This is a genomic window from Kitasatospora sp. McL0602 (assembly GCF_052076145.1).
GTDB lineage: Bacteria > Actinomycetota > Actinomycetes > Streptomycetales > Streptomycetaceae > Kitasatospora.
In genome coordinates, this window is sequence record NZ_CP197246.1 from 6,767,688 (window position 1) to 6,788,398 (window position 20,711).

General features: G+C 72.5%; 20 protein-coding genes. 10 read left to right on the plus strand and 10 right to left on the minus strand.

The features are described from left to right. Positions 1 to 27 precede the first annotated feature (27 nt). Positions 28 to 981 carry an RNA polymerase sigma factor SigJ gene (gene sigJ, locus ACR68M_RS30725; protein ID WP_441251756.1) on the minus strand — a complete coding sequence of 318 codons (954 nt, stop codon included), beginning with the start codon at positions 979 to 981 and terminating at the stop codon, positions 28 to 30. 137 nt (positions 982 to 1,118) lie between these two features. On the opposite strand from sigJ, the gene ACR68M_RS30730 reads away from it, so the two are divergent. Further along, the gene (locus ACR68M_RS30730; RefSeq protein ID WP_441247414.1) at positions 1,119 to 1,541 is read left to right on the plus strand and encodes a hypothetical protein; all 423 of its coding nucleotides are present in this window, start codon (positions 1,119 to 1,121) and stop codon (positions 1,539 to 1,541) included. Positions 1,542 to 1,566: 25 nt separating this feature from the next. Here ACR68M_RS30730 and ACR68M_RS30735 read toward each other — a convergent pair whose 3' ends face one another. From ACR68M_RS30735 to ACR68M_RS30755, 5 genes are all read right to left on the minus strand, one after another. After that, positions 1,567 to 1,923 (minus strand): hypothetical protein, encoded by a 357-nt coding sequence (locus ACR68M_RS30735; RefSeq protein WP_441247415.1) that lies wholly within the window; start codon positions 1,921 to 1,923, stop codon positions 1,567 to 1,569. 109 nt (positions 1,924 to 2,032) lie between these two features. After that, the gene (locus ACR68M_RS30740; RefSeq protein ID WP_441247416.1) at positions 2,033 to 2,956 is read right to left on the minus strand and encodes a DUF4231 domain-containing protein; all 924 of its coding nucleotides are present in this window, start codon (positions 2,954 to 2,956) and stop codon (positions 2,033 to 2,035) included. 171 nt (positions 2,957 to 3,127) lie between these two features. Further along, positions 3,128 to 4,525: an ABC transporter substrate-binding protein gene (locus ACR68M_RS30745; protein ID WP_441247417.1), complete on the minus strand. Its 1,398-nt coding sequence runs from the start codon at positions 4,523 to 4,525 to the stop codon at positions 3,128 to 3,130. A gap of 59 nt (positions 4,526 to 4,584) precedes the next feature. After that, complete coding sequence (locus tag ACR68M_RS30750) at positions 4,585 to 5,403, minus strand: carbohydrate ABC transporter permease (RefSeq protein WP_441247418.1); 819 nt, start codon at positions 5,401 to 5,403, stop codon at positions 4,585 to 4,587. Continuing rightward, on the minus strand, positions 5,400 to 6,302 hold the full coding sequence (locus tag ACR68M_RS30755) for a carbohydrate ABC transporter permease (RefSeq protein WP_441247419.1): 903 nt from the start codon (positions 6,300 to 6,302) through the stop codon (positions 5,400 to 5,402). Before ACR68M_RS30755 ends, ACR68M_RS30750 begins: the two co-directional genes overlap by 4 nt. A 285-nt stretch (positions 6,303 to 6,587) precedes the next feature. On the opposite strand from ACR68M_RS30755, the gene ACR68M_RS30760 reads away from it, so the two are divergent. Continuing rightward, complete coding sequence (locus ACR68M_RS30760; protein ID WP_441247420.1) at positions 6,588 to 7,157, plus strand: NADPH-dependent FMN reductase; 570 nt, start codon at positions 6,588 to 6,590, stop codon at positions 7,155 to 7,157. Between the two features lie 75 nt (positions 7,158 to 7,232). Beyond that, positions 7,233 to 8,405 carry a low temperature requirement protein A gene (locus ACR68M_RS30765; protein ID WP_441247421.1) on the plus strand — a complete coding sequence of 391 codons (1,173 nt, stop codon included), beginning with the start codon at positions 7,233 to 7,235 and terminating at the stop codon, positions 8,403 to 8,405. Here ACR68M_RS30765 and ACR68M_RS30770 read toward each other — a convergent pair. Next, the gene (locus ACR68M_RS30770; protein WP_441247422.1) at positions 8,347 to 9,858 is read right to left on the minus strand and encodes an SDR family oxidoreductase; all 1,512 of its coding nucleotides are present in this window, start codon (positions 9,856 to 9,858) and stop codon (positions 8,347 to 8,349) included. The two genes, ACR68M_RS30765 and ACR68M_RS30770, sit on opposite strands and share 59 nt — an antisense overlap. 144 nt (positions 9,859 to 10,002) lie before the next feature. On the opposite strand from ACR68M_RS30770, the gene ACR68M_RS30775 reads away from it, so the two are divergent. The 6 genes from ACR68M_RS30775 (at position 10,003) to ACR68M_RS30800 (ending at position 17,780) form a co-directional block, all read left to right on the plus strand. Further along, a complete protein-coding gene (locus ACR68M_RS30775) occupies positions 10,003 to 11,292 on the plus strand; it encodes an NAD(P)/FAD-dependent oxidoreductase (RefSeq protein ID WP_441247423.1) in 1,290 nt (429 codons plus the stop codon). Further along, on the plus strand, positions 11,289 to 12,053 hold the full coding sequence (locus tag ACR68M_RS30780) for a DUF1365 domain-containing protein (protein WP_441247424.1): 765 nt from the start codon (positions 11,289 to 11,291) through the stop codon (positions 12,051 to 12,053). Before ACR68M_RS30775 ends, ACR68M_RS30780 begins: the two co-directional genes overlap by 4 nt. Beyond that, complete coding sequence (locus tag ACR68M_RS30785; RefSeq protein ID WP_441247425.1) at positions 12,050 to 13,336, plus strand: class I SAM-dependent methyltransferase; 1,287 nt, start codon at positions 12,050 to 12,052, stop codon at positions 13,334 to 13,336. The genes ACR68M_RS30780 and ACR68M_RS30785 overlap by 4 nt, the downstream gene beginning before the upstream one ends. 56 nt (positions 13,337 to 13,392) lie before the next feature. Then, positions 13,393 to 14,148, plus strand: a complete 756-nt coding sequence (locus ACR68M_RS30790; RefSeq protein ID WP_441251757.1) for a DUF1295 domain-containing protein — start codon at positions 13,393 to 13,395, stop codon at positions 14,146 to 14,148. Beyond that, positions 14,145 to 15,464 carry a cryptochrome/photolyase family protein gene (locus ACR68M_RS30795; RefSeq protein WP_441247426.1) on the plus strand — a complete coding sequence of 440 codons (1,320 nt, stop codon included), beginning with the start codon at positions 14,145 to 14,147 and terminating at the stop codon, positions 15,462 to 15,464. The genes ACR68M_RS30790 and ACR68M_RS30795 overlap by 4 nt, the downstream gene beginning before the upstream one ends. A 96-nt stretch (positions 15,465 to 15,560) precedes the next feature. Next, positions 15,561 to 17,780 (plus strand): NADP-dependent isocitrate dehydrogenase, encoded by a 2,220-nt coding sequence (locus ACR68M_RS30800; RefSeq protein ID WP_441247427.1) that lies wholly within the window; start codon positions 15,561 to 15,563, stop codon positions 17,778 to 17,780. A 97-nt stretch (positions 17,781 to 17,877) separates the two neighbouring features. On the opposite strand, the gene ACR68M_RS30805 is transcribed toward ACR68M_RS30800, so the two are convergent. Both ACR68M_RS30805 and ACR68M_RS30810 read right to left on the minus strand, forming a co-directional pair. Then, the gene (locus tag ACR68M_RS30805; protein WP_441247428.1) at positions 17,878 to 18,378 is read right to left on the minus strand and encodes a hypothetical protein; all 501 of its coding nucleotides are present in this window, start codon (positions 18,376 to 18,378) and stop codon (positions 17,878 to 17,880) included. Positions 18,379 to 18,471: 93 nt separating this feature from the next. Continuing rightward, complete coding sequence (locus ACR68M_RS30810) at positions 18,472 to 18,798, minus strand: hypothetical protein (protein WP_441247429.1); 327 nt, start codon at positions 18,796 to 18,798, stop codon at positions 18,472 to 18,474. Positions 18,799 to 19,081: 283 nt separating this feature from the next. Here ACR68M_RS30810 and ACR68M_RS30815 point away from each other — a divergent pair, with 283 nt between their 5' ends. Beyond that, positions 19,082 to 20,236 carry a helix-turn-helix domain-containing protein gene (locus ACR68M_RS30815; protein ID WP_441247430.1) on the plus strand — a complete coding sequence of 385 codons (1,155 nt, stop codon included), beginning with the start codon at positions 19,082 to 19,084 and terminating at the stop codon, positions 20,234 to 20,236. A gap of 16 nt (positions 20,237 to 20,252) precedes the next feature. Here ACR68M_RS30815 and ACR68M_RS30820 read toward each other — a convergent pair whose 3' ends face one another. Beyond that, on the minus strand, positions 20,253 to 20,708 hold the full coding sequence (locus tag ACR68M_RS30820) for an NUDIX domain-containing protein (RefSeq protein WP_441247431.1): 456 nt from the start codon (positions 20,706 to 20,708) through the stop codon (positions 20,253 to 20,255). Positions 20,709 to 20,711 lie beyond the last annotated feature (3 nt).

A 20,711-nucleotide genomic window follows, 5' to 3' on the forward strand; every position in this document is an offset into this window, starting at 1 on the left:
ACCGGGTGGACGTCGTCCGATGCGGCATCAGCTCCGACCGGTCTCGGTCCACGCGCGGAGCTTCTCCGGGTTGCGGACTGCCCAGATGTGGGTGATGCGGTTGCCGGTGAGGTTGAACGCCGCGACCGTCACGGTGATGCCGGTGTGCTGGGCGACCAGGCCGGGGCGGCCGTTGACCGTGCGCTCCAGAAGCGTCAGCCCGGGGGCCTTGTCGGCGATGTGGACGAGGTACTGGGCGATGCGTGCGCTGCCCTCGACCGGGCGCAGGACGGCGCCGACCAGTCCGCCGCCGTCGGCGGTCATCGTGGCGTCCGGGTCGAGGAGGCCGACGAGGGCCCTGATGTTCCTGGCCTCCCACGCCTCCTTGAAGTCCCGTACCAGACCGGCCTGTTCGGCCTGACCGACCGCCGGTACGGTCGGGGCCTGCGTGGCGCCGACGCGGCGGCGGGCCGAGGACGCCAGCTGTCGACAGGCGGCCGGTGTCCGGCCGGCGATCTCGGCGATCTCGGGGAAGGGGTAGCGGAAGACGTCGTGCAGGACGAAGGCGACGCGCTCGGCCGGTGTCATCGACTCCAGCACGACGAGGAAGGCCATGTTCACCGACTCGTCCAGCGTGACCCGGTCGGCGGGGTCGGCCCTGCCGCCGCCCGTCCACCCGTCGATCCACTCCGTACGCTTCGGCAGCGGTTCGGGCACCCACTCGCCGACGTAACGCTCACGCCGGACTCGTGCCGAGCCGAGCAGATCCAGGCAGATGCGGCCGGCCACCGTCGTCAGCCAGGCGGCGGGGGACTCGACGGCCTCCTGCTGCGGCTGCGGCATCGCGTACCAGCGGGCGTACGTCTCCTGGACGGCGTCCTCGGCCTCGGTCAGCGAACCGAGCAGCCGGTAGCAGATGTTGATCAGCCGACGGCGCTCGCCGACCGCCACGCTCGGGCTTGGCTCGGACCGGTCGTGCCCTGACTCCGACGGCGTACCCATGGTGGCGACCGCTCCCCGCTTCTGCTCGTCCGCGACGGCCTCTTCGGCACTCGGCCTCACACTTCGCGGGTCCATTTCGTCGGACTACCGAGACAGTATCGATCTTCCGCCGCGAGGCAGAAAGAGGGGGCCGCACCATGGCCGCACAGCTGGCAGCAGGGCAGGCGACGGCAGGGCAGACGACAGCAGGGAGGAGGGTCACGTTCCTGCGGACGGCGGTGGCCTTGCAGACCTTGGCCATCTTCTGGCAGGCGGTCACCGCCGGACTGCTGCTGTCCTCCTCGCACGGCGAAGTGCTGCACAGCGTCGGTGCGCGGGTGATGTACGCGGCGTCGATGCTGTACGTGCTCGCCGCCGTGCTGGCGTGGCGGCCGGGTGGTGGGTCGCCGCGCCCGGTCCTGTACGCGTCCGGCTTCCTGGTGCTCGCCTCGGTGCAGGTGGTGCTCGGCGTCGCTCACATACCGGCCTTCCACGTGCCCCTGGGTGTCGTGATGTTCGGTCTGAGCGTGCTGGCGATGGCCGGTGCGCGACGACCGCCGCGTCAGGGCAGCGGCGCGTAACCGTCTCGGTGGTGGGACCGCCCGCTCAGGACACGTGCAGCGAGTGCCAGCTCTGGGTGATCTGGTCGTTGACGGCGAGCGGGCCCGGGTGGGCCGTCAGGAGGTCGAGGAGGGCGGCGCCGTCGGCGGGGCGGGAGGCCGGGTCCATGGTGAGGGCGTGGGCGACGGTGGCGGCGAGGGCCGGGTCGAGGGCCTGGAGGGTGGCCATGGCGGTGGGGCCGGGGCCGGTGTCCACGATGCGGCGGATCACCGCACCCGGGCTGGTCGCGGCGAACGGGTGCGTTCTGAGGCGCAACGGCAACGGCAACGGCGGCGGCCGTGCGGCGGCGACCAAGGCCAGGACCGCCAGACCGATCGGTGTCCCCGCGTACTGCGCTGCCATGAGCTCCCCCTCGTGCCGTCGACAGGGCAGGGGGAGTATAGGCGGCGGTGCGCCTGCGACCCGAAGTCGGGCCCTGCCGGCTCCGATTGAGGCAGGAGGGGCGGAACGGTCAGCGCGGGAAGGCCCGGCGGGCGCGCCAGGTGGTGTGTTCGCGGGAGACGGTGTCCTCGGCCTCGCCTGCGAGTCCGGCCCAGCGGGCCTCGGCGTCGGGGGTGCTGAGGTCGAGGTCGGAGAGGCGGCGCTCGACGAGGTCGAGCTCCTTCGCGGCCAGCAGGTAGGTGGAGGCCAGCGGGCGGAGCTGCTTCAACTGCGTCCAGGCGATGACGGCGGCCGCTGCTGCGGCGCAGGTGCCGAAGAGGTGGACGGAGAGTGCCCCGGTGGCCTGGGCGACGGCGGCCGCGCCGCCGACGATGATCAGCGCCGCCGTGGCGAGCCCCCAGGACGCCGACTGCGACTCGAACGCCGCTGCTCGGTCGCGGTACCAGTTGCGCTGGCCCTGGACGCGGGAGCGGAGGTAGAGGGCGCGGCGGGCGGGCAGCCCGGCGGCGCGCAGGCGGCGCATCTCCGGGGTGATGTCGGGGGCGGTGTCCGGCGGCAGGGAGGTGGTGCCCTCGAAGGCGAGCAGTACCTCGCCGACCTGGCGCAGGTAGTCGTGGTCCGCGTCGGGGGAGAGCGCCGCGCCGTCGAAGGGCCGCGCGCGGATGGTGTACTTCCAGGCCAGCGCCTTCACCGACTCGGCGGCGGCCCGCGCCTCGTGCCAGACCCGCTGCGGGTTGTTCTGCCGTAGCCGGTACCAGCAGTAGCCGGCCGCCAGGAAGGCGGCGACGGAGAGCAGCGGCGTGACGTCGCTGTCGCCGCGGTGCTCGGGGCCGGGGACGGCGGCGATCACCGCGGCCAGCACCAGCAGCCCGATCTGCCCCCGGTACCAGCGCACGGTGAGCCGCTGCCCCCGTACCGACGCCCGGTCGGCCGTCCAGAACGGCTCCGGCAGCAGCTCCGCCTCGTCGACGCCGGGCGGGTCCTCTCGTACCATCTGGCCCCCTCAGATCAGCCCCCAGGCAGTATGCCCACCGTCAACTGTCCCACGCGGGTGACGGGTTGCGGATAGGGAACCGTTGGGAGGCCGGGGCTCGGGCCAGCTTTCGGCCCGAGCTGCCGGCCCGAGCTGCCGGCCCGAGCTGCCGGCCCGAGCCGCCGGTCCGAATCAGCCGACCGAGGTGTTGTAGCTGTCCAGGGCGGGCTGGAGCTCCTTGGCGGCGTCCGTCAGGGCCTGCTGAGCGGTCTTGGCGCCGCTGATGGTCTGCTCGATCGCGGTCTCGACCCCCTTGCGGGCCTGCGGCATCACACCGAGCAGGCAGCCTGCGGTGGCGGGGGTGGGCTTGGTGCCGTGCAGGACGTCGATCGCGGTGCGGAACTGGGGGTACTTGGCCACCCACTCCTTGTCCTTGGGGTCGTCCAGGGCCTTGCTGTTGACCGGGAAGTAGCCGGTGCCGGTGTGCCAGACGGCCTGCTGCTCGGGTGCGCTGAGGTACTTGACGAGCTCCCAGGAGGCCCGCTGCTCGGCGTCCGAGTGCCCCGGGCCGTCGATCCAGAGCGAGGCGCCGCCGATCGCCGGGCCGCCGGTGTCGGTGGCGCTGATCTTCGGGAAGGGCGCCGTGCCGACGGTGAACTTGGCGGCCTCGGTGTACCCGCGCAGCACGCCGGTGGACTCCAGGTGCATCGCGACCTTGCCCGACTTGAAGGCGGCCTGCGCGTCGGCCGGCACCCGGCCGGTGTTGGCCGCGTACCCGCCCTTGACCAGGTCGGCCCACCACTGGACGGCCTGGGCGCCCTGGGCGGAGTCGAACAGTGCCTTCGTCGCCTTGCCCGTCCGGCCGTTGCCCTGGTCGCAGTAGAGCGTGCCGGACTCGGCGATCAGCTGCTCGACGAACCAGCCGTAGATGGCGGCGCCGAAGCCGTACCGGACGGTCTGGCCGTTGGCGTCCTTCTTGGTCAACTTCTTGGCGGCCTCGCCGAGTTCGTCGAGGGTCTGCGGGGGCTTGAGCGGGTCGAGACCGGCCTCCTTGAAGGCGTCGGTGTTGAGGTAGAGCAGCGGCATCGAGGAGTTGAACGGCATCGAGGCCAGACTGCCGTTCGCCGTGTAGTAGTTGCGGATGTTCGGCTCGATGTCGCTGAGGGAGTACTTGTCCTTGTCGACGAAGGCCTGCGCCGGGACGGTCTGCCGGGAGTCGATCATGAAGCGGGTGCCGATGTCGTAGACCTGGACGAGCGAGGGCGTGCCCTTCTGCTGCACCGAGGCCTTGTACTTGGCGATCACGTCGTCGTAGGTGCCCTGGAAGAGCGGCTTGACCTCGATCTTTCCCTTGTGCGCGGTGTTGAACGCGGTGACCAGCGCGGTCAGGGTGTCGGCGTTCTTGCCGGTCATCGAGTGCCAGAACTCCACCGTGGTCACGCCCTGGGCGTTGTCCAGGGCCTCGGCCCCCGGTGCTGCGGCGGCGGCCGGGCCGCTCGCCGGGCTGCTGCTGGACGTACAGGCCGTCAGCAACAACCCGGTGGCGACCAGTGCGGCTGCCGCTCTGGCTGCCCGTATCTGCTTGCGCATGTCCATTCTCCTTCTGGGGGGGTCGGGAAGGCGGGTCGATCTTCAGCGGACGGCGCCGTTCAGCGGACGGCGCCGGCGGTGAGGCCCCGGACGATGAAGCGCTGGCCGAGCACCACCAGCGCCAGGGTCGGGAGCAGGGTGAGCACCACGCCGGCCAGGACCAGTCCGGGGTCGGCCACTTCGGCGTCGCGCAGGCTCTCCAGGCCGATCTGCAGGGTCTGCATCTGCGCGGTGCGGGTGATGATCAGCGGCCAGAAGTACTGGTTCCAGGACGACAGGAAGACGTAGACCGCGATGGCGGCGAGCGAGGGCTTGCTGAGCGGCACGAGTATTCGCCAGAGGAACCGCCAGTGGCCCGCGCCGTCGATCCGGGCGGCGTCCCGCAGTTCGGCCGGGAACTGCCGGAAGGACTGACGCAGCATGAAGGTGCCGAAGCCCGAGGCGAGGAACGGCAGCACCAGGCCGAGGTAAGTGTTGCCGAGCCCCCAGCCGGTGATCGTCAGGTAGTTGGGGATGATGATGGCCTCCCACGGGACCATCAGCGTCGCCAGGAAGACCGCGAAGACGACCGCCCGCAGCCGCACCGGGAGGAAGACCAGCGCGTACGCGGCGAGCACCGAGGTGAGCAGCTGGGCCAGCGTGATGAGCCCGGCGGTGACGGCCGAGTTGAGGTACTGGCGGCCGAGCGGGATGGCGTGGACGGCTCCGGCGAAGTTCCGCCCGGTGGCCGCGTGCGGAACCAACGCGGGTGGGTAGCTTGCCAGTTCGGACGGGCCCATCAGGGCTCCGGCGAACGCGTAGTACACCGGGAAGGCGACCGTCAGCAGGGCCAGCACCAGCAGGGTGTAGACGGCGACGCGGCTTGCTGCGGCGCTCATGCGTAGTGCACCTTCCGTTCGAGGACACCGAACTGCACGGCCGCGCAGCCGAGCACGACCACCAGCAGCACCACGGCCTGGGCGCTCGCCGTCCCGAAGTCGCTGGAGCCGTAGGCGAATGCCTTCTCGTAGACCGAGTAGACGAGGGTGCGGGTCGCGCCGTCGGGGCCGCCCTTGGTGAGGATGTGGATCTGCCCGAAGCTCTGCAGGGCGTTGATGGTCGACACCACGACCAGGAAGAACAGGTGCGGGCCGAGCAGCGGGACGGTCACCGAGCGGGCGAGCCGCAGGCTGCCCGCGCCGTCCAGCCGGGCCGCCTCGGTGATCTCCTGCGGGATCGAGCCGACACCGGCCGAGAGCACCAGCACGTTGTAGCCGAGCGTCATCCAGATCGTGCTCGCCGCGACCGAGAGCAGCGCGTACCGCTGGTCGGTCAGCCAGCCCGTCGGGGTGACGCCGAGGTGCGAGAGCAGGCCGTTGAGCACGCCGCTGGCCGGGTTGTAGAGCACCGAGAAGACGACCGAGGCACTGGCCACCGAGAAGGCGAAGGGCAGCGCGAAGGCGGACCGGAAGAGCCGCACCCCCTTGATCCGGCTCTCCAGCAGCAGCACCAGGGCCAGCGCCCCGAGCACCCCGGGGACGACGGTGAGCAGCACGAAGAACGCGGTGGTCACCAGCGTCTTGTGGAACTCCGCGGAGCCGAGCAGGTCGGTGTAGTGCCGGAGCCCGACGTAGCGCGAAGGCGCCCCGAACAGGTCGTTGGCGTGCGCGCTCAGATAGAACGTCCGCCAGAGCGGATAGCCGATGAAGAGCGCGAACACCACCAGCGAGGGCAGCAGGAACGCCCAGGCGAGCGCCTGGTCGCTCCAACTGCGCCTGCGGCGCTGAGCGGTCGGCATGGTGAGGTGGCCTGCCTTTCCTCGGAGTCCCGTACGCCCGAACCGTGTCCGCTCCGGACGGCGCGGCGGCTACCGGGCGGTAACCACGGTGTGGCGCCTGGATTACGCGTTCGCGTCAGATGCCCCGGCGACGATCCCTACCCCGCGCGGCGGGGGCCTGCACCCCTCGTACTAGGTCGGCAGACCTAGGCGCACCCCGGCCTTGCGACAGATGTGGCGGGCCCGGGGTGATCCGTAACGTCTTCCTCGTCGGAAAGCAGCAGGACAAGAAGGAAAGGCCCCGTCATGGAGAGCACTCCGCTGAATCTGGTCGTCATCGTCGCCTCCACCAGGGAGGGCCGGTTCGCACCGGTCGTCGCGAACTGGTTCACCGAGCAGGCCCGCTCGCACGGTGAGGTGAAGGTGGACGTCATCGACCTGGCCGAGGTCGACATCCCGTACGTGCTGGGCGGCGAGTCCACCGCCGAGCTGGCGGCGGTCAGTTCGCGGCTCGCCGAGGCCGATGCGTTCGTGGTCGTCACCCCCGAGTACAACCACTCCTACCCGGCCTCGCTGAAGGCGGTCATCGACTGGCACCACAGCCAGTGGCACGCCAAGCCGGTCGGCTTCGTCTCGTACGGCGGGCTGAGCGGCGGCCTGCGGGCGGTCGAGCACCTGCGGCAGGTCTTCGCCGAGGTGCACTCCGTCACCGTCCGGGACACCGTCAGCTTCCACGCGGCGTGGGAGCGCTTCGACGAGACCGGGCGCCCGCGCGACGCCGCGGCGGACGGTGCGGCGAAGAAGCTGCTGGACCAACTGCTGTGGTGGGGCCGGACCCTGCGCGAGGGCCGGACCACCAGCCCGTACCAGGCCTGATCCGGGGGCCTGACCGGGCGGCCCGCCCGCGTGGTTGCCGCCCCGATCCGGGCCCGCTGGGGGAGGATCGGCGGCATGAGTGGCGAACGGCATGCGTCCTGGACCGAACTGTTCTTCGACCTGGTCGTGGTGGCCGGCGTGCTGCAGATCTCGCATCTGCTGCACGCCGGACCGACGGCGGCGGACCTCGGGCTCTACGTGCTGGTCTACCTCGCGTTCTGGACGACCTGGGTGTGCTTCACCGTCTACGGGAACATCGAGGGCCGGCAGGAGTGGGCGCCGAGCCTGGTGGTCGCCATGCTGGGGCTCGCCGTGATGGTCGCCGCCGTGCCGGGCATCCGGACGGAGCACGCCCGGGGGTTCGCGATCGCGTACGTCCTCCTCCGCTGGCTGGGCGGGCAGGTCTGGCCCCGCGGGCGGGTCGTGGTGGACTGGCCGGTGGCGCAGGTCGGGGGCGGGACGGTGCCGTGGCTGGTGTCGATCTGGGTCGACGCGCCGGGCCGGTACTGGCTCTGGGCGGGCGGGCTGGCCTTCGACCTGCTCGTGATGCTCACCGCCTCCGGGTACCGGGTGCTCCGCGCGGCGCAGGAGCGGGTGACCCGGGGCGTGGCCCGGCGCGGGCGCTCCGACCGCACCCCGGTGGTCGTGGCGGCCCGCACCGACGTGCCCCATCTGGCCGAGCGGCTGGGCCTGTTCGTCATCATCGTGCTCGGCGAGGGCGTCATCCAGATCACCTCCGCCGCCGCCGAGGTGCCGTGGGACCACGCCCTGACGGCGGCCGCCACGGGCGCGTTCGTACTGCTGATCGGGCTCTGGACGATGTCACTGCTGCACGGCTTCGGCGGCATCCCGAAGCTGGGCCCCGGCGACCTTCCGGTACGGGCGGCGCTCGGCCTGCACGGTGTGCTTACCTGCGCGATCGCGCTGCTGGCGGCCGGGCTGGGCCTGGCGATCGAGCACCCGCACGGCGCCGTCGAGGGCGGCACCCGCTGGCTGCTCTGCGGCGGCCTCTCCGGGTACTTCGCCGTCAGCGCCCTCGTCGCGCTGCTGACCCGGGCCGGTTGGCCGGCCACCCTCCGCTGGGCTGCGCCGTGCCTGCTGCTGCCGCTCGGGCTCGGCGCCTTCGCCGACGGGATCGGGCCGGGCGGGCTGGTCTGGGCGCTGGTGGCCGCGACGCTCTGGCAGCTGGTCAACGCCCCGGGGATGGTGGCGGCGCTGCGGCCGCGCGGGGGGCGGCCCGCTCGGTGATGTTGCGGGCCATGCCGCCGAAGACCACCGAGTGGAAGGGCGCCACCGACCACCAGTACGCGTGCCCGGCCAGCCCGTGTGGGTGGAACAGCGCCCGCTGGCGGTAGACCGCGCCACCGTCGGCGTCCGGGTCCGGGGTGACGGAGAGTTCGAGCCAGGCCAGGCCGGGCAGCCGCATCTCCGCGCGCAGCCGCAGCAGCCGCCCGGGGTCGATCTCCTCCACCCGCCAGAAGTCGAGCGAGTCACCCACCCGCAGCCGGGCCGGGTCACGCCGCCCGCGCCGCAGGCCGACACCGCCGACCAGCCGGTCGAGCCACCCGCGCAGCGCCCAGGCGAGGGGGAAGGAGTACCAGCCGTTCTCGCCGCCGATGCCCTCGATCACCCGCCAGACGTCGGCGGGCGGCACGGCGACCGCGCGTTCGCGGACGTCCTGGTAGAGGCTGCCGCCCGCCCAGTCCGGGTCCGTCGGCAGCGGGTCGCTCGGTGCGCCGGGCAGCGAGGCCGAGGACCAGCGGGTGGTCACCTCGGCGTCCCGGATCCGGGTCAGCGCGAGCCGGACGGCCTCGTCGAAGCCGATCAGCGGCTCCGGCCCGTCCGGCTCCAGGTCGTGCTCGGTGCAGACCACCTCGTTGCGCAGCGACTCGACCAGCGGGCGGGCGATCGAGTTCGGCACCGGCGTCACCAGCCCCACCCAGTGGCTGGAGAGGCGGGGCGTCAGCACCGGCACCGGCACGATCACCCGCCGCGGCAGCCCGGCGACCCGCGCGTAACGTCGCATCATCTGCTCGTACGTCAGTACGTCGGGCCCGCCGATGTCGTACGTGCGGTTCGCCTCGGGCGGCAGCTCGGCGGCGGCCAGCAGCAGGCGCAGCACGTCCCGGACGGCGATCGGTTGCACGCGGGTGCCGACCCAGCTCGGCGTCACCATCACCGGGAGCCGTTCGGTCAGGTGGCGGAGCATCTCGAACGAGGCCGATCCGGAGCCGATGATCACCGCCGCGCGCAGCTCGGCGGTCGGCACCCCGCTCCGCCGCAGGATGCGGCCGACCTCCGCCCGGGAGCGCAGGTGCGGCGAGAGGTCCGCCTCCGGCACCTCGGCGGGCCGCAGACCGCCCAGGTAGACGATCCGTCGCACTCCCGCGCGGGCCGCGGCCGCACCGAAGGCCCGCGCGGCGGCCCGGTCGCGGGCCTCGAAGCCGGGCCCGGTGCCGAGCGCGTGCACGAGGTAGTAGGCGACCCCGACGCCGTCGAAGGCCCCGGCCAGCGTCTCCGGCCGGGTCACGTCCCCTGTCACCGTCTCCACCCGGGCCCGCCACGGATGGTCCCGCAGCCGCCCAGGATCACGGACCAGGCAGCGGACGCGGTGCCCGCCCGCAAGCAGCTCCGGCACCAGCCGACCACCGATGTAGCCGGTCGCGCCCGTCACCAACGTCACCCGCTCCGGCTCGGACATGGGCACCTCCTCGTGCACCTGTCGAGTCTGCCCGACCTGCACCTTCCGGGGGCGCGGAGCCCCGGTAGGTGCGGCCAATCCAGGTGCGGATGCGCTCCGAATGGGGGGTGGAAGCAGTGGCGCGTGGGAGCGAAGGGAGGCCTGATGTCCGGAACCGGACGCCGGGTCGCGGTGGTGGGCAGTGGTGTCGCGGGCCTGACGGCCGCGTACGAGCTGCGGCGGGCGGGGGCGCGGGTCGAGCTGTTCGAGGCGCAGGCCCGGCTCGGAGGGCACGCCCACACGCAGGACGTGGTCGGGGCGGACGGCAGGGCGGTGCCGCTGGACACCGCCTTCCTGGTGCACAACGAGCGGACCTACCCGCAGCTCGTACGCCTCTTCGCCGAGCTCGGCGTCGAGACCCGGGAGAGCGAGATGAGCATGTCGGTGCGCTGCCGGGGCTGCGGCCTGGAGTACGCGGGCTCGCGCGGCCCGGCGGGCCTGCTGGCGCAGCCCTCGGCCGCGCTGCGCGGGCGCTACCTGCGGATGCTGGCGCAGGTCCCGCTGTTCCACCGCCGGGCCCGCCGGCTGCTCGCCGACCCGGGGGCGGGTGACCCCTCGCTGGGCGAGTTCCTCGCCGAGGGCGGCTTCTCCGCGTACTTCGTCAACCACTTCATGACGCCGGTGGTCTCCGCCGTCTGGTCCTGCGCGCCGGACGTGGCGGGTGAGTACCCCGCCCGGTACCTGTTCGCCTTCCTCGACAACCACGGCATGCTGAGCGTCACCGGCTCGCCCCGCTGGCGCACCGTCGTCGGCGGCTCCCGGACGTACGTCGAGCGGATCGCCGGGCGGCTCGACGCCGTCCACCGCGCGGCGCCCGTCCGGGCCGTCCACCGGCACCCCGACGGCGTCGAGGTCGTCACCGAGGACGGCCGCCGCACCGAGGCCGACGCCGTGGTCGTCGCCACCCACGCCGACCAGGCGCTGCGGCTGCTCGCCGACCCGAGCCGCGCCGAGCGCGAGGTGCTCGGCGCCTTCCGGTACTCCCGCAACCCCACGGTGCTTCACCGCGACCCCTCCCGGCTGCCGCGCGCGACCTGGGCCCGCGCCTCCTGGAACTACCTGATGCCCAGCTGCCACGGCGCGGCCGACGGCGTGCAGGTCAGCTACCACCTGAACCGCCTGCTCGGCCTCGGCACCGCCGAGGACTACCTCGTCACCCTCAACGAGGACCGCCGGGAGCCCGTCGCCGAGGAGCACGTCGTCTCCCGGACGGTCTACGAGCACCCCGTCTACACCGCCGAGGCGGTCGCCGCCCAGCGCCGGCTGGCCGAACTCTCCACCGGCCGCACCGCGTTCGCCGGTGCGTACCACGGCTGGGGCTTCCACGAGGACGGCTGCCGCTCCGGCGTCCAGGCCGCCCAGGCGCTTACCCGGGTGGGGGTGGCCGTGCCATGACCGCCGAACTGCCCGGCCCGTGGGGCGCAGCGCTCTACGACTGCCGGATCGCCCACGCCCGGACCACCCCGCTACGGCACGCCTTCCGGCACCGCACCCACCTCTGGCTGGTCGACCTGGACGCGCTGCCCCGGCTGTCCGCGCCGCTGCGCCCGCTCGCCCGGTTCCGCGCCGCCGACCACCCCGGCGACCCCCGGCTGACCCTCCGGCAGAACCTCGACCGCTACCTCGCGGGTGAGCGGATCGACCTCGAAGGCGGCCGCGTCCTGATGCTCACCCAGGCACGCTGCCTCGGGTACGTCTTCAACCCGCTCACCGTCTACTGGTGCCACGGCCCCGACGGGCAGCCGGTCTGCACCGTCGCCGAAGTCCACAACACCTATGGCGGACACCACCGTTACCTGCTCCGCCCGGACGCGGCGGGCCGGGCGAGCACCGCCAAGGAGCTCTACGTCTCACCGTTCTTCCCCGTCGACGGCGACTACCGGATGCGGCTGCCCGAGCCCGGGGAGCGGCTCGCCCTGACGATCCACCTGGACCGCCCCGGCGGCCGGGCGTTCACCGCGACCGTGCACGGCACCCGCAGCCCGGCCGACCCCGCCGGGCTGCTCCGGGCCGTCCTGCGCCACCCCCTGCCGACCCTCGCCGTCGCCCTGCACATCCGCCTCCAGGGCATCCGGCTGCTGCTGCGCGGCCTGCCCGTCCAGCCCCGGAGCCCGCACAGCACCAAAGAAACCCAGGAAGAGGTGCCCGTCCCGTGACGCTCCCGGCCCGCCCGACCACCGCCCCCACCCGCCCCGCCGTCGACCCGCTGCGCTGGCCCGACATCGCCCGGGTGCCGCACGTGCCGCTGCGGGCCGCCGTCGCCGAGCGGCTGCTGCGCCGCGTCGCCCGCGAGCGCGGCCTGCGGGTCGAACTGCCCGGCGGCCGCCCGCTCGTCCCCGCCCCGCCGGGCAGCCCCGTGCTGCGCCTGCGGCGGCCCGAGGCCTTCCTGCACCGCATCGGCGCCACCGGGCTGATCGGCTTCGGCGAGTCCTACCAAGCCGGTGACTGGGACTCGCCGGATCTGGTCGCGCTGCTCACCGTGCTCGCCACCGCCCCCGAGACCCTCGTACCGACCGCCGCGCAGTGGCTGCGCCGCCTCTACGTGCAGCAGCCGCCGGACGCCGAACTGAGCACCGCCGCCAATGCGGGCCGCAACATCCGGCACCACTACGACCTCTCGAACGAGCTGTTCGCGCTCTTCCTCGACCCGACCATGACGTACTCCTCGGCGGTCTTCCCGACCGGCCCGGCGGGCCGCCCGCTGGCGAGCTGGGGCGGGCTCGCCGGGGCCCAGCACCGCAAGATCGACCAACTGCTCGACCTGGCCCGGGTCGGGCCCGGCAGCCGGGTGCTGGAGATCGGCACCGGCTGGGGCGAACTCGCCGTACGCGCCGCGGCACGGGGGGCCGAGGTGGTCAGCCTGACGCTCTCCGAGCAGCAGCTCGCGCTCGCCCGCCGCCGGATCGCGGCGGCCGGGCTCGCCGACCGGGCCGAGGTGCGGCTGTGCGACTACCGCTCCGCCGAGGGCAGCTACGACGCGGTGCTCAGCGTGGAGATGATCGAGGCCGTCGGGCGGCCGTTCTGGCCCGAGTACTTCGCCACCGTCGACCGGGTGCTGGCCCCCGGCGGCCGGGCCGCCCTCCAGGCGATCACCATGCCGCACGACCGGATGCTGGCCAGCAGCCGCACCTACACCTGGATCCTCAAGTACATCTTCCCCGGCGGCCTGATCCCCTCCGTCCAGGCCATCGCCGAGACCACCGCCCGGCACACCCGGCTCCGCCTCACCGAGCACCAGGGCTACGGCCCGCACTACGCGGAGACGCTGCGCCTGTGGCGGGAGCGCTTCACCGCCCGCGCCGGCGAGGTCGCGGCGCTCGGCTTCGACCCGGTCTTCCGGCGGATGTGGGAGCTCTACCTGGCGTACTCCGAGGCCGGGTTCCGCACCGGGTACCTGGACGTGCAGCAGATCCTGCTGACCGGGGAGGGGCGGCAGTGAACGGTGGAGCCTTCGCCGTCAACCTGGCCGCCACCCTGGGGGTCGCACTGGCCGTGATGCTCGGCGCCTTCGCGGTCGGCGTCCGGACCGGGAAGCACCGGGGCGTGGACGTCGCCTGGGGCCTGGCCTTCACCGCCGTCGCGCTCACCGGCTACGGGCTCTCGGCCGGGCACGGCGACCCGGGCCGACGGCTGCTGGCCACGGCGCTGGTGACGCTCTGGGGCTTGCGGTTGGCGGTGCACCTGGGCCTGCGCGCGCGGGGCGCGCAGGAGGACCCGCGCTACCGGCGGATGCTGTCCCGCGCCCCGGCGCACCGCCGTACGGGCTACGCCCTGCGGGTCGTCTACCTGCTCCAGGCGGCCATCGTCTGGCTGGTCTCGCTGCCGGTGCAGGCCGCGCAGTACCTGCCGCACCCGCTCGGGCCGCTCGCCTGGGCGGGTGCGGCCCTGTGGGGCGTGGGGCTCGCCTTCGAGGCCGTCGGCGACCGGCAGTTGAGCCGCTTCAAGGCCGACCCCGCCAACCAGGGCCGGCTGCTGGTGACCGGGCTCCGGCGGTGGAGCCGCCACCCCAACTACTTCGGCGACGCCTGCGTCTGGTGGGGCCTCTTCCTGCTCGTGGCCGACACGCCGGTCGGCTGGGCCTTCCTGCCGAGCCCGCTGCTGATGACATGGCTGCTGGCCTTCGGCAGCGGGAAGCCGATGCTGGAGCGACAGCTCGGCGCCGAGAAACCCGGCTGGGCCGAGTACGCCGCCCGGACCAGCGCCTTCCTCCCGCTGCCACCCCGACGGACCCCACCCCGGAGCACTCCTTGACCGTCTCGATCGCCCTCTTCACCCAGGACCTGCGCCTGCACGACAACCCGGTCCTGCACGCCGCCCTCGCCGACGCCGAGCAGGTCGTGCCGCTGTTCGTGCTCGACCCCGAGCTGGCCGCCACCGGCTTCGCGGTGCCCAACCGGCTGGCCTTCCTCGGCGACTGCCTGGCCGACCTGGACGGCTCGCTGCGCCGGATCGGCGGCCGGCTGGTCGTCCGGCAGGGCCCGGTCGTCACCGAACTGGCCCGGCTCGCCGAGCAGACCGGTGCCCGCTCGGTGCACCTGGCCGGAGGCGTCAGCACGTACGCCCGGCAGCGCGAGGCCCGGCTGCGCGAGCACTTCGGCGCCCGGCTGCACGTGCACGACGCCTCGCTGACGGTCGTCGCGCCCGGCGCCGTCACCCCGGCGGGCAAGGACCACTACGCCGTCTTCACCCCGTACTTCCGCGCCTGGCAGCAGGCCGGGCACCGCAGCGTGCTGCCCGCGCCCCGGCGGCTGCGCACCCCCGAGGAGGTCACCGGCCTGGCCGTGCCGAAGACCGCACCGGACTCGCCGGGGCTGCCGCCGGGCGGCGAGACGGCCGGGCGCCGCCGCCTGCGCGGCTGGTCGGCCGAGGGCTACGAGCAGGTGCACGACGACCTGGCCGGGGACGGCACCTCGCGGCTCTCGCCCTACCTGCACTTCGGCTGCCTCTCCGCCACCGAGCTGGCCGCACAGGCGGGCGACGCGGCCTTCGTCCGGCAGCTGGCCTGGCGGGACTTCCACCACCAGGTGCTGGCGGCCCGGCCGCAGGCCGCCCGGGAGGACTACCGGAGCAGGGGTGACGGCTGGCACGTCAGCGAGCAGGAGGTCGAGGCCTGGCGGCGCGGCCTGACCGGCTACCCCGTGGTCGACGCCGGGATGCGCCAGCTCGCGCACGAGGGCTGGATGCACAACCGGGCCCGGCTGCTGACCGCCTCCTTCCTCACCAAGACGCTGTACCAGGACTGGCGGATCGGCGCCCGGCACTTCCTCTCACTGCTGGTCGACGGTGACCTCGCCAACAACCAGCTCAACTGGCAGTGGGTCGCGGGCACCGGCACCGACACCCGCCCCAACCGGGTGCTCAACCCGCTCGTCCAGGCCGACCGCTTCGACCCGGACGGGGCGTACGTCCGCCGCTGGGTGCCCGAGCTGGCCGACGTACCCGGGCGGGCGGTTCACCGCCCCTGGGCGCTCGGTGGCCGCCCCGGCTACCCGGCGCCGCTGGTCGACCCGGCGCAGAACTCGGCGCGGCTGCGGCACGGGCGAGGGCTGGACGGGGCACCGGCCTGACATTGAAGCCGCTTGACGCGGGGGGTTGGTGTCGAGGAGGGTCCATCACGAGATATCTTGATATCAAGACGTTGTAGACGTGAAGGCGGAGTACCGGTGACTGACTCGACCATCATCTATACGCACACCGACGAGGCCCCGGCCCTGGCGACGTATTCGTTCCTGCCGGTGGTGCAGGCGTACGCCTCGACGGCGGGCGTCAGTGTGGAGACCCGCGACATCTCCCTGGCCGGGCGCATCATCGCGAGCTTCCCCGAGCGTCTCGAGGAGGGCCAGCGCATCCACGACGCCCTCGCCGAGCTCGGTGAGCTGGCGAAGACGCCCGAGGCCAACATCATCAAGCTGCCGAACGTGTCGGCCTCCGTCCCGCAGCTCAAGGCCGCCATCGCCGAGCTCCAGGAGCAGGGCTACGCGCTGCCGGACTACCCGGACGAGGCGAAGTCGGACGAGGACCGCGACGTCCGCGCCCGCTACGACAAGATCAAGGGCAGCGCCGTCAACCCGGTGCTGCGCGAGGGCAACTCCGACCGCCGCGCGCCGCTCTCGGTCAAGAACTACGCCAAGAAGCACCCGCACCGCATGGGCGCCTGGACGGCCGACTCGAAGACCAACGTCGCGCACATGAGCGCCGACGACTTCCGCTCGACCGAGAAGTCCGCCGTCATCGCCGAGGCCGGTGCGCTGCGCATCGAGCTGACCGCCGCCGACGGCACCGTCACGGTGCTGCGCGAGTCCGTCCCGGTGCTCGCCGGTGAGGTCGTGGACGCGTCCGTCCTGCACGTCGCCGCGCTGCGCGAGTTCCTCACCGCCCAGGTCGCCCGTGCCAAGGCGGAGGACGTGCTGTTCTCGGTGCACCTCAAGGCCACCATGATGAAGGTCTCCGACCCGATCATCTTCGGCCACGTCGTGCGCGCCTTCTTCCCGAAGACCTTCGCCCAGTACGGCGAGGTGCTCGCGGCCGCCGGCCTGAACCCGAACAACGGCCTCGGCGGCATCCTGGGCGGTCTGGACGCGCTCGCCGACGGAGCGGCCATCAAGGCCTCCTTCGACGCCGAGATCGCCGAGGGCCCGGCCCTGGCGATGGTCGACTCCGACCGTGGTATCACCAACCTGCACGTGCCGTCCGACGTCATCGTCGACGCCTCGATGCCGGCCATGATCCGCACCTCCGGCCACATGTGGGGCCCGGACGGCAAGGAGGCCGACACCCTCGCCGTCATCCCCGACAGCTGCTACGCGGGCGTCTACCAGGTCGTCATCGACAACTGCCGCGCGCACGGCGCCTTCGACCCGTCGACCATGGGCTCCGTCCCGAACGTCGGCCTGATGGCGCAGGCGGCCGAGGAGTACGGCAGCCACGACAAGACCTTCGAGATCCAGGCCGAGGGCACCGTCCGGGCCGTCGACGCGGCCGGCAACGTCGTGCTGGAGCAGGCGGTCGGCGCCGGTGACATCTTCCGGATGTGCCAGACCAAGGACGTGCCGATCCGCGACTGGGTCAAGCTGGCCGTCAACCGCGCCCGCGCGACCGGCGTCCCGGCCGTCTTCTGGCTGGACGAGGGCCGGGCGCACGACGCCAACCTGATCGCCAAGGTCCGTGCGTACCTCCCCGAGCACGACACCGAGGGCCTGCAGATCGAGATCATGACGCCGGAGAAGGCGACGGAGTTCTCGCTGGAGCGCATCCGCCGTGGCGAGGACACCATCTCGGTCACCGGCAACGTGCTGCGTGACTACCTGACCGACCTCTTCCCGATCCTGGAGCTCGGCACGAGCGCCAAGATGCTGTCGGTCGTCCCGCTGATCAACGGCGGCGGGCTGTTCGAGACGGGCGCGGGCGGCTCGGCCCCCAAGCACGTGCAGCAGCTGGTCAAGGAGAACTACCTCCGCTGGGACAGCCTGGGCGAGTTCTTCGCCCTCGCGGCGAGCTTCGAGCACCTGGCGCAGACCACGGGCAACGCCCGCGCCCAGGTCCTGGCCGACACCCTCGACCGCGCGACCGGCACCTTCCTGGAGGAGGACAAGTCGCCGAGCCGTCGCCTCGGTGGCATCGACAACCGCGGCAGCCACTTCTACCTGGCCATGTACTGGGCCCAGGAGCTGGCCAAGCAGACCGACGACGCCCAGCTGGCCGAGGCGTTCGCCGCCCTGGCCAAGACCCTGACCGATCAGGAGGAGACCATCGTCGGCGAGCTCATCGCCGTCCAGGGCTCCCCGGTCGACCTCGGTGGCTACTACCAGCCCGTCGTGGCGAAGGCCGCCGCCGTCATGCGGCCGTCGCAGACGCTCAACGAGGCCCTGGCCACCCTGAGCTGACGCACTCCGGCACCGCCACGTGAGAGGTCCCCCGGCCACCGGCCGGGGGACCTCTTCGTGCGTTGGGCCTATGGGCGCCGGGCCGCGGGGCGGCAGCTCAGCAGTGGTAGGTGGAGTTGCCGGTGCCGGAGTCGGCTCCGGTGTTGAAGTTGTGTATGTCGCTGTAGATCACACAGCCACCACTGACCCCGGCCGTTGCGCTGAAGAGCCGGTAGTCCTGATCGATGCTCACACCGTTGGAGTAGTTGTCGCTGTGGGCGTTGGAGGAGACGCGGTCGCCCTGCAGACTCAGTGCCGACCCGTCGGGCGCGTGGTCGATGACCTGGAGTTCGACCGACGCACCGCTGGAGTTCATCCAGGCGGTGGCTCCCTTGAAGTGGGCCGCGACCTTCCGGCACGTGGGGGAGTACGCCAGGTCGACCCGGCCGATGTACGTGTCCCCACCGTAGAGGTACTGGGCATGCCCGACGATGGTGCTGTAGTTGCAGCCGTCGCCGGGGCCACTGGCGTTGGCGACCCCGGCGTCGACGACGAGGCCGGCCAGGGCGAGGGTGGTGGCGGCGGCGGCCACCGAAGTCCTGCGCAGTGCGATGGGCAACAAGAAGGTCTCCTCGGGATGAACTGAGAAGGGCCGGGGCCCGGTAGGTCCCCAGCCCAGCTGTCAGGTGTGGCCGACGGTGGGACTCGCCGACTAGCTCACGCAGACCCGCCCGTAGGTGGACTCGGTCGCGCAGACCTGGGTGCTCAGGTGGCCGGCTATGCCGAACGCGTGGGAGCCGGGGTTGTAGAGCGCGGAGTCACCGTTCATGGAGACCCGGTAGTCCGTGTTGGGCCCGTAGAGCGTGAAGAAGACGGTGCTGGAGTCGTCCGCACGGTTGTAGGACACGCTGTTGATGCAGATCTGCTCGCCGTAGCCGTTCCGTGCGCTGCAGCGGGAGGAAGCCTGGGCCTGGCCCGCGACTCCCACCGTCGCCGCGAGCATCACTCCGGTCAGCAGTGCCGCTCGTACTACCCGCATGTGGTTCTCCCCGTTGTGTTGGGTGATCCGGATGAAAGCTGCGAGGACGGGTTCCCGTTGGCTCGCCGGGGACGATCGTGCAGGCTCGCCCGGGTCCGGATACAGGGGTCCGGACGACCTCGGACCAACTCGGAAGCCCTTGGCCCTTGTCGGACGTTGTGGGACACTCTCGGACGCCATGTCCATGGCCGGTTCAGGGCGCGGAGTTCGGGGGAGAGCTGTGCTTGGAGTGGATTCGAACAAATCGGACTTCGGGCCACACGACCGCCTGGATCTGCGAGCGGTGACCACGGCTGCCGACTTCGTCGGAGTCCTGCGGGCCCGAAAGGCGGTGTCGGGGCTGTCCCTGCGCGAGTTGCAGCGGAGCAGCGGACTGCCTCGCAGCACCATCGCCAACATGCTCGACGGCAAGCGGGCATCGCTGCCGCAGTGGGACCGGGTGCTGGTGCTGCTTCGAGCCTGTGGCGTGTCCGAGAGTGACCTGCCGGAATGGAAGGCCGCCTGGGCCAGAATTCTGCTGGATCCGGTACCTGAGGAGCCGTGCGGAGCAGGGAGCACGGCCGAGGAGGAGGGAACGCAGGTCCCCCAGGTCTCCTTCGAGGCAGCCGAGTTGACGGGAGACCAGGAGCCGGACCCGGTCGGCGGGGCGGCCGGCTCGGGCGTGCCACGGCGCTTCCGCGTCCTCACCTATCTGGTCGTGCTGGCAGTCGGCGTCGCGATCGGAGCCGCAGTGGTGCGCGCCACCTACGAGGCGGAGGCCCCGGTCACCGACTCGGCCACGACCCTCCCGGCCGCGACACTTCCGGCACCGGGCGCGCCCGGCTACGTCGCCCGTGTCGCGTCGGTGACCGGGAATGCGTACGCGACGTCCACGAGACTGCCGGTCCGGCGGGCGGTCGCCGCCGGTGACACTCTCGTGGTGCCGATCATGCTCACCAACACCCACGCCGGGACGGTCGGCGCGACCGACAGCCAGGGCAACACCTACACCACGGCAGCGGACCAGAGCGACGACGCCGGCGACCGCGTCCTGGTGCTCACCGCGACCGCGGTCAGAGCGCTGTCGAGCTCGGACACGATCACCGTCGGCTATCCCTCCACCGGTGAACAGCACCTGGCGGTGGACGAGTTGACCAACGTCAAGGCAGTCGACCAGCACGCCGCCGCGACCGGCGCCGCAGGTATCGATTTCGACTCCGGTCCAACGCCGACCACCACCGCCGACTCCGAGCTGATCTACGGAGTCGCGGGCGTTCAGGGCGGCCCTGCGGCGACCTGGTCGAGCAGATTCACTGCCCTGCCGACGCTGTTCGTCTCCCATGACCAGCTGGCCACCGGCTACCGGACGGTCAGCGCCACCGGCAGCTACCCGGCGACCGGGACCTGTGCCTATCAGTGGATGGCGGCAGCCGTCGCCTTCGCGCCCGCCGCACCCTGAGCAGCGCGCCCGGTGGTCAACGCCCCAGTACGTACCGGTGGGCGTTGCCCAGGGGGAAGGGGGCGTCGGGGAGCCAGGAGGCGAGGACGAGGCCCGAGGGGAGGAACATCGGGGTGGGGAGGGCGTCCAGGGGGAAGCGCTCCCAGCCGCCGCAGGCGTGCGGCTCGGTGACCAGGGCCGGGGCGTCGCTGGGTGGGGCGAGGACGGCGGCGGTGAGGCGGGGGCGGCCGAGCTCGTGGTCGAGCAGGACGGCCAGCACCCGCATCCGCTCGGCGGGGAGGAACAGGCCGGTCTCCTCGGCGAGTTCGCGGGCGGCGGCCTCCTCGAAGGACTCGCCGGGGGCCTCGACCTTGCCGCCGGGCAGGCTCCAGGTCGGCGGTTCACCTGCGGTGATCCGCCGACCGAGGAGCACGTGACGCCCGTCGGTGGACGGCACGATGACGCCCGCTCCGAGCATGGGGGCGACCGTCATGTC